Origin of the sequence: Olivibacter sitiensis DSM 17696 (genome assembly GCF_000427965.1) — a bacterium.
Lineage (GTDB): Bacteria > Bacteroidota > Bacteroidia > Sphingobacteriales > Sphingobacteriaceae > Olivibacter > Olivibacter sitiensis.
On the sequence record NZ_ATZA01000020.1, the window covers coordinates 1 to 17026 of the forward strand.

A 17026-nucleotide genomic window follows, 5' to 3' on the forward strand; every position below is an offset into this window, starting at 1 on the left:
CACTTTTACCATCCAGAAGAACTTATCGAAGCCCTGGGAAACTTTGTGGACAACTATAACAACAGACGTTATCACGAATCGCTGCAAAACTTAACACCTGCAGATGTCTACTGTGGACGATCTGAAAGAATTTTGGAAAAAAGACAACAGGTAAAAATCGATTCTCTGAATAAAAGAAGACAATTGTATAATCAACAAAAATTAATAAATTTATAACTCGAAAGTCTCCTTAAGGTTTCATCCTAATGTGTCTAATTTAGTTTGAAGACGTACAGATACGATTATTCGTGTTTACTCTCTAGCAATTTTTCATTTCTATTAGTTTCAATTATTAGATAACCTATTGTTTCCCTTTTTTGCCATGTATCGTACAATTATTTTTGCCGCTTTTTTACTTTGGTGTGTTCGTCTACAGGCTCAGAGTTCGGTTGAGGAAACGTTATATACGATACGTTTAAACGATCAACTGTATAACGGCAGGGAGTACGTTTTCCAATTTCAAAATGCGGTAGGTTCACAAGGCTATGGAGATCTAGGCTTTGTTGATAATGGTACCATACTTTTTGGAAATGTCATTTTTCGTAATGTGCCGTTAATGTATGACATAGTTGCTGATGAAGTGATAACTAGACATCCCGATAGGTTGATGAATCTGGTTTTGGTAAAGCAGTTTATTCGGCATTTTACAATTGGGGATAACCGCTTTGTTTACCTAGATGAAAATCATACTGGACTGAAATCTGGTTTCTATCACGAGATATATTATTCTAACAATTTGTGCTCTTATGAAAAACGCGCCAAAATTGTTAAGGACTTTGCAACAGGGACAACACGTGAGAAACGGTTTGTTGAGTCCGTTTATTTTTATATAAAGCGAAAGGAAGATTCGGATTTCATTGAAGTTAAGAGCCAAAATGTACTGTTAAACCTATTTGGAGAAAAAAAGAAGGAGCTAAGAATCCTATTGCGTGAAAATGATTTAACCTTTAAACAGAATCCTTTAAAAACTATCTCAACGGTTCTGGCATACGTAGACAACGCTAATTAATCTTTCTCCAAAACTCTGATAATTTTTTTGGAATTGACTTTTTGATTTATATGAGGATATATTACATCAAACCTAAAATAGAGACGTTCATATTAATCGGCTTTATATTCTTTTTTTGCAATAAGTCATTTGCCCAAGACAATTTAATATCCTTGAGTCTAAGTGATGCTAGTTTTAAAGAGTTTATAAATCAAATAGAAAAGCAGAGCAATTATAAATTCTATTATGATAATACGCAAACAGATAGTGTCTTAATTGATTTAAATGTAGAAAAAGGCAGACTCGAAGATGTATTGGATAAAGTGCTTACACTACATAATCTGTTCTTTGCTATTGATGGTCATAAGCAGGTATTTATAACAAAGGGCCAAGGATTGATTACAGCTTTACCTATGTTTAATGAGGTGATAGGGACGGTGAAGGATAGTGCAGCGATTGATCTAACCCATATCTCTGACTATAAGGAAGAGGATGTAAGTTTAGTTCCTATTGAAAATAAACTGTATGAAATAGGTAGTCGAAGCAATATACGGGTTGGAACTAAGTTATTAACTGGATATGTGACAAGTGCTGTTACTGGTTTGCCTATAGCTTTGGCAACAGTAAACCTAGTTGGAACTAATATCCAAGTACAGACCGATCGTTTTGGCTATTATTCTATTAGTGTGCCGGAGGAGAGAAGTGTGATTAAAGTTTCGACTGTGGGGATGAAAGAAACCCAAAGACAGCTGATCATGTACTCAAGTGGCCGATTAGATATTGCAATGAATGATCAAGTCTATGCACTTAATGAGGTCATAGTATCTGCCGAACAAGGTAATAATGTTAAGCGGACACAGATGGGGGTCGAGCTATTAAGTATTAAAACCATCAAGCAGACGCCTACCGTATTGGGCGAGGCAGATCTTGTTAAAGTGATTCTTACGTTGCCAGGCGTACAAACCGTGGGCGAGGCAGCAAGTGGGTTTAACGTTCGTGGAGGAGCTACAGATCAAAACTTAGTGCTGTTCAACGATGCAACTATCTACAACCCGGCTCATTTTTTTGGTTTTTTTTCCGCTTTCAATGCTGATGCGGTTAGTAATGTTGAATTGTATAAAGGAAGTATCCCCTCTCGATATGGAGGACGTTTATCCTCTGTACTCGATGTAACAGCAAAAGAAGGAAATCGTAGTAAATTCAGTGGTTCTGGCGGCATTGGCCTGTTGACGAGTAGATTGTCTTTCGACGGACCAATTGGTAAGAAAACATCCTATTTTATTGGAGGAAGGAGTACTTATTCCGATTGGTTGTTAAATCTGATTCCAGACGATAGCTACAAAAATAGTAACGCATCATTTTACGATGTCAATGTACAATTGGAACATCAAGCCGATGAAAGAAACGTCATCTATTTGACGGGTTATTCTAGCAATGATCGCTTTTCGCTCAACAGCGATACATCATACCGTTACAAAAATGCTAATGTAAACGTTAAATGGAAAAAGACGTTCAATAATGAACTCTATGGAATATTTAAAGTGGGTATTGATACCTATAACTTCAATGTAGCTAGCGATGAAAATCCTATAAATGCATTTGATCTCAAGTATAATATAGGCCAAGTGTTTTTAAAAGCAGATATTTATCAGCATGTTAACGATAAGCATAATCTAAATTATGGCTTTAATGGGGTTGGTTATAAGCTAAATCCGGGAAGGATGGCACCCGTCGGCACGGAATCTGACGTACTATTACGCGACTTGGAATCTGAACAGGCTCTGGAAACCGCATTGTATTTTTCAGATGTATACAAAGTGAACGACCGTTTTACATTGGATATGGGAGTGCGCTATTCCATGTTTAATTATTTGGGACCGCGTCGAGTAAACTACTATGCACCTAATTTGCCTAAAAGTGAGACTACTATTATTGAAACAAAGGACTTTAGTTCAGGGGAACCTATCAAAACCTATCATGCGCCAGAATTTAGGATTTCTGCCAGATATGCTTTCAATGATAACAGTTCAGTTAAAGGAGCTTACAATTCACTGAGACAGTATATTCATATGTTGTCTAATACTACTGCAATCACGCCTACAGACACTTGGAAATTAAGTGATGCTCACATCAAACCACAGTTTGGAGATCAGGTTTCTTTAGGTTATTACCAAAATTTTGCCTCAAATATTATCGAGGCATCTATCGAGCTCTATTATAAACGTATGAATAATTATTTGGATTACAAGAGCGGAGCGCAATTGCTGTTGAATGAAGCAATTGAAACTGATGTTATTAACACAGAGGCAAAGGCTTATGGAGCCGAGTTTCTAATAAAAAAAACGTCTGGAAAGCTGAATGGATGGCTTAGTTATACTTATTCCAGGGTTCAGCAACGGACGGTAAATGTTGAAGATGCTGACATGATCAATAATGGTGAATTTTATCCAAGCAATTATGATAAGCCCCATGATATTACACTTGTAGGTAACTATAAATTTTCCCATCGTGTAAGTTTTTCCTTAAATGTAACCTATAGCACAGGTCGGCCTATTACTTTGCCGATCGGAAGGTACTATTATGCAGGATCTGAAAGGGTGTACTATTCACAAAGGAACCAATATCGTATTCCAGATTTCTTTAGAACGGATGCCTCTTTTAATATCGAAGGAAATCACAAAGTAAAAAAATTGGCTCATAGTTCCTGGACAGTAGGTGTTTATAATTTGACAGGAAGGAGAAATCCATTTTCTATTTTCTATGCATCGGAGGGTGGTAATTTAAACGGGTATAGGCTTTCCATTTTTGGACATCAGATTCCATTTGTCACGTATAATTTTAGATTCTAGACTGTTATGAAATTCACAGGTACAATAAAATTTATTATACTTTCTCTGTTTTGTGCTTTGGTATTCAGTTGTAAAGATTCTTATGAACCCAATTATGAATCAAGGGACAATGAACCGATATTGGTAGTGGAGGGCTATATTAATGCTTTGGGCGCGAGTAGTAGGTATAAGTTGAGTCAAACGGTACCCATTTCAGCTAAAACTGAAGATGGAATCCCTATATCTATTGTTCCGGTAACGGGCGCTATATTGATCATTGAAAGTGAGAGTGGTGAGATCTACCAGCACCAACAATCGGATGCTGACGGAAATTATACCTTTTATCACCCTATTTTAGATACAGAAACAAGGTATCGCTTGAGGATTAGAGTAAACAATGAAGAATATCTGTCTAGTTATGTAGACGTGAGGATTAGTCCGGAAATAGAGCGTGTAGATTGGGAAGAGACTGCGGATGGCGTGCAGTTGTATGTAAGCACGCAGGATCCAAATAATGATTCGCACTACTATCGTTGGGAATATGAAGAAACATGGCGCTTTTTTTCTAGATTTAATAGTGAACTTATCTATACTAATGGGGCAGTTCGCGATCGTACACGAGAAGAACAGGTTTCCATTTGCTTTTTTTCTGAAAATTCCAGCGACATTCAAATTGCTACTTCCGACGGGCTTTCTGGTGATATTATTTATAATTATCCTATAAGGGATATACCACGCTTGTCTGAAAAGCTAGAAATTCGCTATTCCATACTCGTAAAACAGTATGTACTTAGTAAAGAGGGGTATACCTACTGGGACGAGCTTCGGAAAAATTCTGAAAATTTGGGCGATATATTTGGGACTATGCCCACCGAGCTTAGAGGTAATATCTCAAATGCCAATGATCCACAGGAGGCTGTCATAGGCATGATAGAGGCAGTTGGGGTCAGGGAGAAGAGGATCTTTATCGATAATAGGGAACTGAGTGAGCAGTGGTTGGTCGAGAGTGAGTATTACAGTGGCTGTGCTTTATCAGACACTACTATAAACGCAGCAATACAGGTTTTTAGGGATTTTCCTGGCCTTATGCCTGTTTATGGTTTTTCAGTTAACCCCGCAAGCCTTGGGTATACCCATTATGCATATTCATCACGTCGGTGCGCCGATTGTACGGTGAGGGGGACATTGACAGCTCCTGATTTTTGGCAGGACTAACTCTTTATGAATGACGATGCTTTTAACATAATAAAGATGATAAGAAATATAATCCTATTCCTGATAATGTCAATATTAGCCAAGAAAGCTTTGACACAGTCTTTGGCTGCGGTGGAAGATGGGCAATATAAATATGACAGTTTGTATGAAAAAATGTATGTGCATACAGATAAGGAATTCTATATGCCAGGGGAGATATTGTGGTTTAAGGTTTATGTGGTAGATGGTCGTACAATGGAGCCCCTAGGCCTAAACAGCGTAGCTTATATTGATTTATTGAATGATGAAAATAAGAGCGTATTGCAGGCTAAGATAGATTTGGGAAAAACTGTTAGGAATGGTTCTTTATATATACCCAATCAATTGCCAAGTGGTATTTATCGAATGGTCGGATATACCAATTCTATGAAAAATTATGGTGATGAGACTTTGTTTCTGAAAGCCATTGAAATAGTTAACCCTTACATTTCAGGAGAGAACCTGTTGTCAGAAAACCTGGCGGTTAAGAATGCACTTCAGTTATTTCCCGAGAGTGGGATTTTACTTGATAATATAGCATCTAGGTTGGCTTATAAGCTTTCTGGTATTAATAGCAACGAGCGGTTCGAAATTGTTGTCCTTGAGGGCGATGGGACAGAGGTTTATAGAGAGGTGTCGAATGCTCAGGGAATGGGTAGTTTACCCATCCTGCCAAAATCTGACAAAAAATACAAGGTGCGTGCTATCCTTTCAGATAAATCCATTGTAGAGGCCCAATTCCCAAAGATTTATGACAATGGATATTTGTTCAATGTTATAAGGGACGATCAAGGTGGATGGAATATTGCTATTTCTGCCTCTAAACAGCATATTGGTGAGGCTATTAGGTTGTCGGCTAAGAATCGTTATCAATCTGCTCACAGTGTAGGTCTCATTCTTAATGGTGAAGGAAAAGCGAGCACACATATCGCTTATGAATCTTTGCCTGTAGGAGTAAACGTTTTGACATTAACAGATGAAATGGGAGAACCACTTGCTGAAAGATTGCTGTTTAAGTACCCAGACAACGAGCTTGATATCGTTACAAAGTTGGATGCTGAAATGGCAGATAAAAGGAGCCTGATTAATATGGATCTTCAATCGCTTGTCAATGGGCAGCAGGTTGAATCAGATCTTTCTGTCTCGGTTTATAAAGTTGATGCTCTGCAAAATTTACCACGTCAGAATATACACTCTTACCTGTGGTTGCAGTCAGAAGTAAAAGGATATATAGAAAATAGCGCTTATTACTTTTCAGATAAGGAGAATGAACAAGTACAGCGTGATCTGGATGTCCTTTTGCTTACGCAAGGTTGGCGTAGGATAACTAGTAGGGCAACTGATAAAGAAAAGTTCTTGACCGAGATAGCATACCATCATGTACGGATACGCTATACCGACAGGGATTCCCGTCGGCCGTTCACAGGCGAAAATGTGTTTCTGAGTGTACTTGGTAAAACTCCAAAAATCTATACCGCTACGACAGATAGTGCAGGGATAGCGACCTTTTTGGCGAAGAATATTTTTGGAGAAAGTCAAATGGCTACACAATTAGCTGGTAATAAGGAATCAAATATTGAATTATTGTCGTCATTTATTACTGATTACGAGCTTAATAAGCAACAGCTTTTTTTTAGGGGATATTTAGATTTAAAGGATGCCCTATTAAATCACAGTATCAATGTACAGGCCGAAAATGCCTTTCATCAGGCACGGAGAGCCCAATTTCTTTCTGCAAGGCTGGACAATTTTCCTTTTTACGGCAAAGCAGATGTAAGGTATCAATTGGACGACTATACCCGTTTCGTAGTGATGGAAGAGGTGTTGCGAGAGTATGTGAAAGAGGTAAACGTGCGAAGAAGCAATTCAAGATACGGGTTAAGGGTGTTCGATGGGCCTAGGGGCTATTATTTGTCAAATGATCCACTTATACTTTTGGACGGCGTACCTATATTGGATGCCGATGAGATTATGCGTTATGACCCCTTGAAGGTAAAGAGCATAGATGTAGTGACGGGCAGATATGTTTATGGGCCATTTATATATGATGGTATAGTGACCTTTAATACATATGAGGGCTTGTTGAAAGGTTTTGCGCTCAATCCTACGGTTACTTTGATTGACTATGAAGGCTTACAACGAGAGCGAGAGTTTTACGTTCCAACCTATGAAACACCTGAGCAAAGGCAATCTAGGCTACCAGATAGACGTAACGTGCTATTTTGGGAGCCAAATATAACAATGGATAGTTCGGGAAAGGTAAGTCTGACAATTACGACATCGGATCTTAAGGGCGACTATGTGATAGTGATAGAAGGGATGGATAAACAAGGGCACATTGGGAGTGCAATAAAGAACATTGTGGTGGAATGAAGTTGGATTAGATGCATTGTCCGTTCTATGACTCAAAAAGAATAGATTTTGCCTCAAGCAAAGATATGAAATTCAGGAGTAGTGCTGTTGCGGAAATAATAATTCTGAATAGCTAAGCTGATAGGCAAAAATAGGTCGGCTTTCAGAAAGGAAACTACATCCACTGGGTATTCAGTTAGCATCCCGGGTATAGTGTAACGTGTAACGCGAACTGTGCCATCTGGATCAACCTATTCCTAAAAGCTATCATGTCCCAGTCGTAGTCTGTCACCAAATTTAATATGGAGTTCTGAAATGGATATACCTCGGTTTCTGACAGTATAGGCCTATCAGGTCCTTGCGGCATCGGTATCGACCCCAAGGATATTGTAGATCGCACGGGTCTCCATCGTCCCGTTGTGGTGGATCTTTTAATGCATACAGTCCAGAAATACAAAGGGATATACTGCATCCAGCGGACGGTTCCACCATCGGTGACCTGCGGAAGCACCGCATCGGTGGTACGCGATATTTCCGTGGCAGATATCTCCATGGCGTACATGCTCAAAACACTGCCTTCCAGCTCCTCGATGAGGATCAGCTGCCGCTTTGGGACAATCTTCGGCTCAAAGGATCTTTCTCGGTCACGGCCGGTCTCCAGCTCGAAACTGCCGCCGCTCATGCTCCTGACTGTTTTCTTGCTCTTGCCGTTGCGGCGGTTCGGCTGACCAGAGCCCTTTTCGTCGTCCAGATGGTTGTTCAGCTCGCCATCCAGCATCGATTCCAATAAATGATTCATCAACGGTGCAAAAACACCGTCCGTACCGACGGCCTTCTTGCCCGCGTACAATCCTTCCATTGTTTCCTGTTTGAAGCGCTCGAAGTCAAAGGGTTCTTTATCTTTCATTTGTCACTTGGATTTACGAATTTATCATTTTTTATTCGTCTCTCCTGTGACACGGTTTAGGTTACACTCTCTGCTCAGACCAACTCAAACCCAAGATTCCTGCTTAGGTCCTCTATCTGCGGAACTAATTCTGGTAAATTATTCAGGTTATCTTTTTTTGTTGCAATACTGATATTGATGGTAATACGGGGGCTGCTTTCCAAATATTTCAATTTGGAATCTTCTGACATGCTGTCCATGATATCCTTGTATACATAATGGGTGAAATCTAGGCCGGAAGCATCTTTTAAAGATTGTAAAAAAGCGATATCAAATTTTTTCCTGGTATCTATCTGGTTGATCGTTTGCCTGGATACATTCATCTTTCTAGCGACCACAGATCCCTTTATACCCCGTTCTTTCATGGTTTCTCTTATGATTTCTCCTAGTGATTTCCCTTTTTCTATTTGGCAGATGTTAATGCCTGATTGACAAACGGATCAGGTATGAATAACGTTACCGATTTTTATTTTTGACAAATACGGAATCACATTCCGTATTTGTCAAAAATAAAAATTAGCTTTGCATATGATAGCAAGGATAGCGGCAGATAAGCTAAAGGATTTGGCGAGGAAATTTCCTGCCATTGGCTTGTTGGGACCTAGACAAAGTGGAAAAACCACTTTAGCAAAGGCATTGTTCAGTGATAAGCCATACGTGAGCTTCGAAAATCAAGACAATCAATTGGCGGCAGATACGGATCCCAACGGTTTCCTAAAAGGATTCCCGATGGGTGCGGTATTTGATGAAATACAGCGAGTACCCCTTTTGTTCTCCTATCTACAAGGCATTATAGACGAGCAACCGGACAAGACGGGCCTGTTTATCCTCACGGGCTCACAAAATTTCCTTTTGCTGGAAAGTATTACGCAGAGCTTGGCGGGTAGGATTGCATTTGTCCATCTTTTGCCGTTCAGTTATCCGGAACTAAAGCATACGCCTTTTGGCGATGGCCCTATTGACCACTTGTTGTTTTGGGGCGGTTATCCCAGGCTATATGACAAGGGCATGCTACCGAGCGACTATTATCCCAATTATATTCTTACCTACGTAGAAAGGGATGTAAGACAAATAAAGAACATAAGCAATCTGACCTTGTTTCAGCGCTTTTTGAAGATATGTGCCTCCAGGGTCGGTCAGGTGGTCAACTATGCCTCTATCGCCAACGACTGCGGAATAGACCAAAAAACAGTTGCGGTATGGATTGGGATACTGGAGACCAGTTTCATAGCCTTTACACTTAGACCTTATTATAACAATTTCAGCAAGCGATTGATACAAATGCCCAAGCTTTACTTTTATGATACGGGCTTGTGTTGTTCCCTGCTGGAAATGGAAGAAGTGGGGCACCTGTCAAACCATCCGTTAAGGGGGAGCATTTTTGAGAATTTTGTGGTACTGGAGCTTTTGAAAAAGCGGTTGAACAGTGGACAAAGGGCCAATCTATATTTTTGGCGCGATCGTACCGGGCATGAGATCGATGTGTTGGTGGACAAGGCAGGTGGCGCCATGCCCATTGAGATAAAGGCATCCCAGACCTATAATAAGGATTTTTTGAAAGGGATAAGCTATTGGAAGGGGATACAGCCCGCTAGCACCGCATCGTTCGTTATATATACTGGTAGTGGTGGTCTGATTCAGCATGATACTCAGGTACTGAACTGGAGACAGATTGATGATATACCCGTATAGTGCTACACTAACTCGAACCCCAATTTCCTGCTTAGGTCCTCTATCTGCGTAACTAATTCTGGTAAATTATTCAGGTTATCTTTTTTTGTCGAAATACTGATATTGATGGTAATACGTGGGCTGCTTTCCAGGTATTTCAATTTGGAATCATCTGACATGCTGTCCATGATATCCTTATAGGCATAATAGGTGAAATCTAGGCCGGAAGCATCTTTTAAAGACTGTAAAAAAGCGATGTCAAATTTTTTCCTGGTATCTATCTGGTTGATCGTTTGCCTGGATACATTCATCTTTCTAGCGACCACAGATCCCTTTATGCCCCGTTCTTTCATGGTTTCTTTTATGATTTCTCCTAGCGATTTCGCTTTTTTATTTGACATGTTCTAATTTATCTTGCTTTTTGTAAACTTTATTTTGCTTTATAGATGTTTTTGCGGAAGAAAATGTATTTTTTTCTTGCTTTATGGCTTTTTATTGTTTACATTTGGCTTATATATATTAGGAATTACGCAAGATTCGTTCTTTTTTATGTGCTAAATCTTGTTTTGGTGCGTTCATTACCGTTTCCGTGACCGCATATTGGAGAAATGAATAGATTTGTTTTTTATTTATATTTTCAACTAAATTATACGTACAATCAACAAACACACACACAGTCAACAAACACACACATGAAAACTAAATTATTGTTCCAATCCGATTCGTCTATTAATGAATAAATAGGTTCTGTCTTGAATTTCCTCTTTCAAAGAATTTGCTAGTGATGGCGTGGGTCTGTGTTGCCCATCTTCCTTGTGAATGATTGCAAAAGGGGGTGAAAATAATAGTAGATCAATTTATTAATAGTCGCCAACACACATGAAAACCTACTTTACAACACAACTTAACTCGTTCCTTACCCTGCAAAGGTGCAAGTCGTATGTGATATCTAATAAAAATTGCCGCTGGAAAAATAGGGATAGAATTGTATTGTCCAGATTTTTTTGAAGGTAAGGGTATCAGGCGTGAAAATTATTTAATATCAATTTTTTATTCACTATTAACTCAAACAATCACACATGAAACAAAAATTACTATGCTTCCTGCTGTTATGCGGTGTGCTCATAAGCCACGGCTACGCACAGGAAAGGAGAATTAGTGGGAAGGTAACCTCCCAAGCCGATGCAACCCCATTGCCAGGGGTGTCTATTGTAGTAACGGGTACGTCGTTAGGAACGCAAACGGATAATAACGGTAACTATTCCATTACCGTTCCATCTACGGCTAAATCACTTACGATTCGCTCGATTGGGTATTTAAGTCAAACAATTAATATTGGATCGGGAAGTGTTATTAACGTAGACTTAATAAGTGATGAGTCGCAGTTATCAGAAGTTGTTGTTACAGGGTATGGGAGTGCTAGGAGGGTTGATCTTACTGCATCGATTGGATCTATTAAAGGAGAGGCTCTTCAAAATATAGCGGTGCCCTCTTTTGATAAATTTTTACAGGGACAAGTGGCAGGCGTGCAAGCATCCGTCAGTTCTGGGATTTTGGGACAACCGGCTAGGATTAGGGTGAGAGGGACTAATTCAATCTCCGGAAGCTCAGAACCTTTATATGTAGTGGACGGAGTTCCTTATATCACTGGAAACCAAAGTGGAGCAACGCCTTATAACCCGTTGGGAGATATTAATCCAAATGATATCGCCAATGTTGATGTTTTAAAGGACGGTGCGGCTACAGCTATTTATGGCTCTAGAGCTGCAAATGGCGTGATATTAATCACTACAAAAAGGGGACAAGCAGGTACTAAGAAATTGACCTACGATAACTGGTTTGGTGTTGCAAAAACTGCGAAACGTTATGATTTGATGAATGCTCAGGAGTTTATGGATATAACGAATGAAAAATTGACTAATGTTGGTCAGCCAGCCGCAGCATTTCCAATGGATAATCCTGCTGGAGGTATTTATGACACCGATTGGTTGGATGAGATTTTTAGAACAGCGTTTCAGCATAACCATAACCTTTCTGTAAGTGGCGGAACCAATGCTGGCACTAATTATTATTTTTCTTTGGGATATACGAATCAAAATGGTATTGTGGACGCAAACAGTTTGACTAGATACAGCGCCCGAGCCAATGTGGATCAAAAAGCCTTCAACGATAAACTGACAGTAGGTGCTAACGTTGCCATCACTCATAGCACAAACCGTGGTTTGAATACAGGTACAAATGCACTTTCTGGAAACGTAATAGCGGGAATCTATGCTTTGCCGAACGTTCCTGCCATATTTTCCGACGGTTCCTATAATATTTCTGCATCGGGGTTAGGCCAAGGAAATAATACCATGCCTATAGTATCTAATTTTACTAACCAACGTTATGTGTTGGATAACAATGTATATAGAAGTATGGGATTAAACGTAACTGGTAACAGTTATGCAGACTTGGAAATAGTTTCTGGCTTACATGCCAAGACACAAATCGGTATTAACATGATCAACAATGAGGATTATGTTTATTGGACGAGGGAGCATGGAGATGGAAGAAGTAACGATGGCTACATTTATCAGCAATATCTGCCTACGTTTCGATACAATTGGCAAAACACTTTGAGTTATGATAATGTGATCGCGGAAGATCATAGAATAAGTGTGTTGGCGGGACAGGAATTTCAAAAAACGCTTACAAGAAGCTTCTCTGCGTCCGGAACGGGACTTTCTGCTGATTATTTTGGCGAGAATTTTAATATTATTAGTAATTCACTGGCTAATCAGTTTATTGGCGGCGCAGCTAATGAGCGTACTTTTGCCTCTTATTTTGGAAGATTGGAATACGGTTATAAAAACCGGTATTTGCTCAGTGGCTCCTTGCGCTACGATAAGATTTCTTCTTTGCCATGGGGCAATCAAGGAGCTACCCTGCCTGGAGCATCTTTGGGATGGAGGATATCTCAAGAAGAGTTTTTTCAGGTTAGCTGGCTTAATGAATTAAAGCTCAGAGGAGGTTATGCTAAGGTAGGTAATGTGGAAATAGGTTCTTATCCATATGCTGGAAATTTCTCTGCGGCGCAATATGGCAGTTATTCTGGTATTCGGTATAGTCAAGCTGGTAACAGTGACTTGAGCTTCGAAACAAGTAAAAAATATGACATAGGCGTTGATTTTGGCTTTTTGCAGGATAAAATCACCTTAACGGCTGATTGGTTCTTGAATGATGTGGATAATTTGATATTAGGTGTACCTACACCACCGTCTTTGGGGGTTCCAGGAAATGAAATAAACCAAAATATCGGTCGAATGAAAAATAGGGGATTTGAGTTTACGATTGGCGCTACGGTCATTGAAAATGACAGATTCAGTTGGACTACTAACTTAAACACTACTTTCACGAAAAATGAAGTGATTACTTTGGTAGACGGTAATCCGATCGACTATTCGGCACATACTATACGCGAAGGAGAATCGATAGGATCGTTTTTCGGTTATGTATGGCATGGCGTGAATGCTGCAAATGGAAATCCAATTTACGAAAAAGCCGACGGCTCATTGGTTCAGCAAAGGGTTGGGGCGACATCTTTCGCCGTATACGATCCCGCAAATCCGTCGGACGTGAGTCAGAATGCTGTTGCTTTGAACTATGCTGATAAAAGAATCCTAGGCGTATCTATGCCAAAGTGGTTTGGAGGGTTTAACAATACTTTTAGGTATAGAGATTTTGATTTAAACATATTTCTATCATTCTCTGGAGGAAATTATATTTACAATCAAACAAGGCAAAATATACTGCTAAACCAAGCTTTCGGTAATGGCTCGACAGAATTGCTAAATCGCTGGACGGAGGAAGGACAGCAAACTGATATTCCAAAATTGGCGTATGGCTATGCAGCACAGATTTATCAAACTGGTAACGCAACAACGCAGTTTGTGGAGAAAGCTGATTTTCTTAGGGCTCAAAATATAGGACTTGGATATAGTTTCCCAAAACAGTTGCTGAACAGCGTTAAAGTAAATAATCTAAGAGTGTTTGCGCAGATACAAAATGCCTTTGTAATTACGGGCTACAAAGGTATCGATCCTGAGATGAATAACAGCCCAACAACAAATACTCAGCCAAACGTTGATATAGCGACAAACTTTATACCAAGAACGTTTACTTTTGGTCTGAATGTAGGATTTTAATTAGAGGATAAAGAGAAATGAAAAATATATATAGAAATATAATACAAGGGAAAGCCAAACAGTTGTTTTGTCTTGGTTTAGCGGTTACGTTGACAGTGAGTTCTTGTAGTGACTTCACGGAGTTGCAGCCACTATCTGCACTATCTGAAACGACAGCCTTTTCAACATCGGCAAACGTTGAATTGGCAATGAACGGGATGTACTGGGCCGCCGCTATAGGTACTTATGCCGGTGGAGGAGGAAGAGGTTACCCGTTTGGCGCAGCATCTATTCAGCAGGGCGATATGAGGGGTGAAGATATGGTGAATCTTCAGGCTTTTTATCAGATAACTTATGAAGGCACGTATACGGCTACATCAGCAAATAATGTGAATCATTGGTCAACACTTTATTTTCTAATCAATGAGGCAAATATAGTTATAGATGGAGTTCAGCAAGCATCCGGAAATGGCGTGATAACATCTGAGCAAGCATTGGTTTATGAAGCCGAAGCTAAATTTTTAAGAGCCTTAGCCCACCATGAACTGCTTATTCATTTTTGTAGGCCCTATGCAGACAATAATGGAGGAAATATGGGGGTTCCTTATCGTACCACTCCAGTAACAGGTGGTACAGCTGTGGAAGAGGGACTGGCACAAGGACGAGGTACTGTGGCAGAAGCATATGCAAGAGTTTTGGAAGACTTAAACTTCGCAGAACAAAACCTTCCGGCTACAGGAGGAGAAAGTATTTCTCGTGCGAGAAAGGGGGCTGCCATAGCCTTGAAAACAAGGGTATATCTTCATATGCAAGATTATGCTAATGTCATATCAGAAGCTACGAAGCTAGGTGCAACTGGTTCGGCTCCATTTACTAGCCCAATTGGAGGTTATGCGTTGACTGCAACTCCCGATGGTCCTTTTACCAATTATTCATCCAATACCGAATCAGTTTTCTCAATTGCCAATAGTGCGGCTTCAAATGGTGGTGTTAATGGTGCTCTTGCTTCTCAATATGGTGCATCAGACTTTGGATTCCGTGATCTGGTGGCCATCAGTCCAAATTTCTATAATATCGGTTTTTGGCATGAAGATGACCTTAGGAGGAATATGACGTATCGTCAAAGTGCTGGTATATCTGCATTATATACAACCAAATATTATGAAAGCGATCGTTCTGATTGGGCGCCAATTATTCGCTATGCGGAAGTGATTTTGAATGCTTCAGAAGCTTATGCAAGGCAAGGAAACAATGGACAAGCCTTAGTTCTTTTGAATTCAGTTAGGGATCGGGCTGTTCCAGCAGCAGCTTCTTATGGTACTACTGCTCCACCGGATTTGCTTCAAGTTATTTTTAATGAAAGACGTATAGAGTTTTTGGCTGAAGGACGTCGCTGGCCGGACATCCATCGATTGGCCTTAGATCCTCAGTATTCTACGGGTGGAATACCAGCGAAGGTGCTGGCTTCACAAATATCAGCAAATGGTGGACAAGCGGTATACGATGGTAGCACTATATTAACGCCTGCTTGGGTGGCGATACCTTACAGTGACGACAGGTTTGTTTGGCCAATATCTTCTGATGAGGTTAACTCCAATCCTACGCTTAGGGAACAGCAGAATCCGGGTTATTGATGCTTGATTTATATTTGGTTGGGGGTACAATACCCCCAACTAAAATCGCTATTGAATAAAGAATTTTAAATCTTTGATCTTATGAATTGCTTAGTCCGTTTTACCATGAGTCGACGCCAGGTTTGGTGCATGATTATAGGAAGCCTGTCTTTGTTCCGTGTAGCATCTGCACAAGAACAGCTTACTGCTGATGAGACTTTAATGAGTAGTCTTGGTGGGTCTCTGATGACGCAGATGTTAGTGGATAACCTTGGAAAGCCTTTTATGACAAGTAAGTATGAAGGCGCAATAGGTAGTCCTTATCTGATTGAAGATTGGCAAAAAGGGAGCGTGGAACATTCTAATGGAGAAAAATTTGAAAATCTTGATTTGCTTTACGATGCGGTAGCTAAGTCACTTTTATTCAAAAATGCACAGGAAAAGGTGATGGCATTTGTAAAGCCCGTAACGGCGTTTACAATTCAAGATATCAATGAAAGGTTCTTCAAAAGAATGCCTAATGGCGATTATTTTGAAATAGTAACGGATGGAGAAAAACCTCTTTATAAAGCCTGTGAGAAGAAGATTTTAGAAAAAAAAACGTATGGAGGAATTGGGGTGCAAAAGGAGATCATAACTTCTTATAGTTATTATTCAGAAGTTGATGGGGAGCCGATAAAGCTGAAATTGAATAAATCTATATTTCAATTCTTTGGTGCTAAAGCTAGCGAGGCGGAAAAATATAGCATCGACAAAAAGCTTGACATAAAGAAAGAGGAAAATTTGATTTTGTTGTTCAAGTATATGAATAGCCATTGAAATTGAATTGTTAAGAAGAAAATGTAAAAATCTCACATTTAGCTTTTTTTCAATAGATCATGATGCGAATGTGCTGGTTTGAAAAATTCGTGGATGGATTTTTAGACCATATCCCGGTGGCACCCTGCCATCGGGATTTTTTGTTGAAATCGATGAAATAAAACAATTACGAGAAGAGTTCGTTCTAGGAAAAGAAAATATGAGGGCAAACAACAGAAAATTGTTATATATTATCCTGGCGGCTATAGTGGCGGCCGCAATCATGTACTTCATCACCAAAGATCCTCAGGAGAACCCGGTGCTGGAGCAGCCGAATGGAGAGGCGCCTCATAAGCAGGAACAGGACAATTAGTTGATCAATCATTTGTCAT

Annotated in this window: 11 protein-coding genes and 2 pseudogenes; 10 read left to right on the plus strand and 3 right to left on the minus strand. The window is 39.8% G+C overall.

Annotated features, from left to right (window positions below):
* From A37S_RS27765 to A37S_RS0111755, 5 genes and pseudogenes are all read left to right on the plus strand, one after another.
* Positions 1 to 216: pseudogene (locus A37S_RS27765) on the plus strand (IS3 family transposase); the annotation flags it as partial.
* A gap of 145 nt (positions 217 to 361) precedes the next feature.
* Positions 362 to 1048, plus strand: coding sequence for a hypothetical protein (locus A37S_RS0111740; protein WP_028297152.1), 687 nt, complete (start codon positions 362 to 364; stop codon positions 1046 to 1048).
* 50 nt (positions 1049 to 1098) lie between these two features.
* Positions 1099 to 3876, plus strand: coding sequence for a TonB-dependent receptor (locus A37S_RS0111745; RefSeq protein WP_028297153.1), 2778 nt, complete (start codon positions 1099 to 1101; stop codon positions 3874 to 3876).
* A 6-nt stretch (positions 3877 to 3882) separates the two neighbouring features.
* Positions 3883 to 5070: a DUF4249 domain-containing protein gene (locus A37S_RS0111750; protein ID WP_028297154.1), complete on the plus strand. Its 1188-nt coding sequence runs from the start codon at positions 3883 to 3885 to the stop codon at positions 5068 to 5070.
* Between the two features lie 36 nt (positions 5071 to 5106).
* Complete coding sequence (locus A37S_RS0111755) at positions 5107 to 7461, plus strand: hypothetical protein (protein WP_157278599.1); 2355 nt, start codon at positions 5107 to 5109, stop codon at positions 7459 to 7461.
* Positions 7462 to 7779: 318 nt separating this feature from the next.
* Here the strand turns inward: A37S_RS0111755 and A37S_RS26680 are convergent.
* Together A37S_RS26680 and A37S_RS0111765 are read right to left on the minus strand one after the other, a co-directional pair.
* Positions 7780 to 8347, minus strand: a pseudogene (locus A37S_RS26680) (transposase); the annotation flags it as partial.
* Positions 8348 to 8421: 74 nt separating this feature from the next.
* Complete coding sequence (locus A37S_RS0111765) at positions 8422 to 8751, minus strand: hypothetical protein (RefSeq protein ID WP_028297156.1); 330 nt, start codon at positions 8749 to 8751, stop codon at positions 8422 to 8424.
* Positions 8752 to 8914: 163 nt separating this feature from the next.
* Between A37S_RS0111765 and A37S_RS0111770 the strand changes: the two genes are divergently transcribed.
* On the plus strand, positions 8915 to 10078 hold the full coding sequence (locus A37S_RS0111770; RefSeq protein WP_028297157.1) for an ATP-binding protein: 1164 nt from the start codon (positions 8915 to 8917) through the stop codon (positions 10076 to 10078).
* A 2-nt stretch (positions 10079 to 10080) separates the two neighbouring features.
* On the opposite strand, the gene A37S_RS0111775 is transcribed toward A37S_RS0111770, so the two are convergent.
* A complete protein-coding gene (locus A37S_RS0111775) occupies positions 10081 to 10458 on the minus strand; it encodes a helix-turn-helix domain-containing protein (RefSeq protein WP_028297158.1) in 378 nt (125 codons plus the stop codon).
* A gap of 678 nt (positions 10459 to 11136) precedes the next feature.
* Between A37S_RS0111775 and A37S_RS0111780 the strand changes: the two genes are divergently transcribed.
* The 4 genes from A37S_RS0111780 (at position 11137) to A37S_RS27100 (ending at position 17007) form a co-directional block, all read left to right on the plus strand.
* A complete protein-coding gene (locus A37S_RS0111780) occupies positions 11137 to 14244 on the plus strand; it encodes a SusC/RagA family TonB-linked outer membrane protein (protein WP_028297159.1) in 3108 nt (1035 codons plus the stop codon).
* Between the two features lie 17 nt (positions 14245 to 14261).
* On the plus strand, positions 14262 to 15857 hold the full coding sequence (locus tag A37S_RS0111785; protein ID WP_028297160.1) for a RagB/SusD family nutrient uptake outer membrane protein: 1596 nt from the start codon (positions 14262 to 14264) through the stop codon (positions 15855 to 15857).
* Between the two features lie 81 nt (positions 15858 to 15938).
* Positions 15939 to 16655, plus strand: coding sequence for a hypothetical protein (locus A37S_RS0111790; protein ID WP_169719485.1), 717 nt, complete (start codon positions 15939 to 15941; stop codon positions 16653 to 16655).
* A gap of 199 nt (positions 16656 to 16854) precedes the next feature.
* Positions 16855 to 17007, plus strand: coding sequence for a hypothetical protein (locus tag A37S_RS27100; RefSeq protein WP_157278602.1), 153 nt, complete (start codon positions 16855 to 16857; stop codon positions 17005 to 17007).
* Positions 17008 to 17026 lie beyond the last annotated feature (19 nt).

What these genes read in the sequence shown, in the direction of transcription:
- A37S_RS0111790 (WP_169719485.1), top strand. Translation starts at nt 15,939, where the DNA reads ATGAATTGCTTAGTCCGTTTTACCATGAGTCGACGCCAGGTTTGGTGC.
- A37S_RS0111775 (WP_028297158.1), bottom strand. Translation starts at nt 10,458, where the DNA reads ATGTCAAATAAAAAAGCGAAATCGCTAGGAGAAATCATAAAAGAAACC.
- A37S_RS0111750 (WP_028297154.1), top strand. Translation starts at nt 3,883, where the DNA reads ATGAAATTCACAGGTACAATAAAATTTATTATACTTTCTCTGTTTTGT.
- A37S_RS0111745 (WP_028297153.1), top strand. Translation starts at nt 1,099, where the DNA reads ATGAGGATATATTACATCAAACCTAAAATAGAGACGTTCATATTAATC.
- A37S_RS0111780 (WP_028297159.1), top strand. Translation starts at nt 11,137, where the DNA reads ATGAAACAAAAATTACTATGCTTCCTGCTGTTATGCGGTGTGCTCATA.
- A37S_RS0111755 (WP_157278599.1), top strand. Translation starts at nt 5,107, where the DNA reads ATGATAAGAAATATAATCCTATTCCTGATAATGTCAATATTAGCCAAG.
- A37S_RS0111765 (WP_028297156.1), bottom strand. Translation starts at nt 8,751, where the DNA reads ATGAAAGAACGGGGTATAAAGGGATCTGTGGTCGCTAGAAAGATGAAT.
- A37S_RS27100 (WP_157278602.1), top strand. Translation starts at nt 16,855, where the DNA reads ATGAGGGCAAACAACAGAAAATTGTTATATATTATCCTGGCGGCTATA.
- A37S_RS0111770 (WP_028297157.1), top strand. Translation starts at nt 8,915, where the DNA reads ATGATAGCAAGGATAGCGGCAGATAAGCTAAAGGATTTGGCGAGGAAA.
- A37S_RS0111740 (WP_028297152.1), top strand. Translation starts at nt 362, where the DNA reads ATGTATCGTACAATTATTTTTGCCGCTTTTTTACTTTGGTGTGTTCGT.
- A37S_RS0111785 (WP_028297160.1), top strand. Translation starts at nt 14,262, where the DNA reads ATGAAAAATATATATAGAAATATAATACAAGGGAAAGCCAAACAGTTG.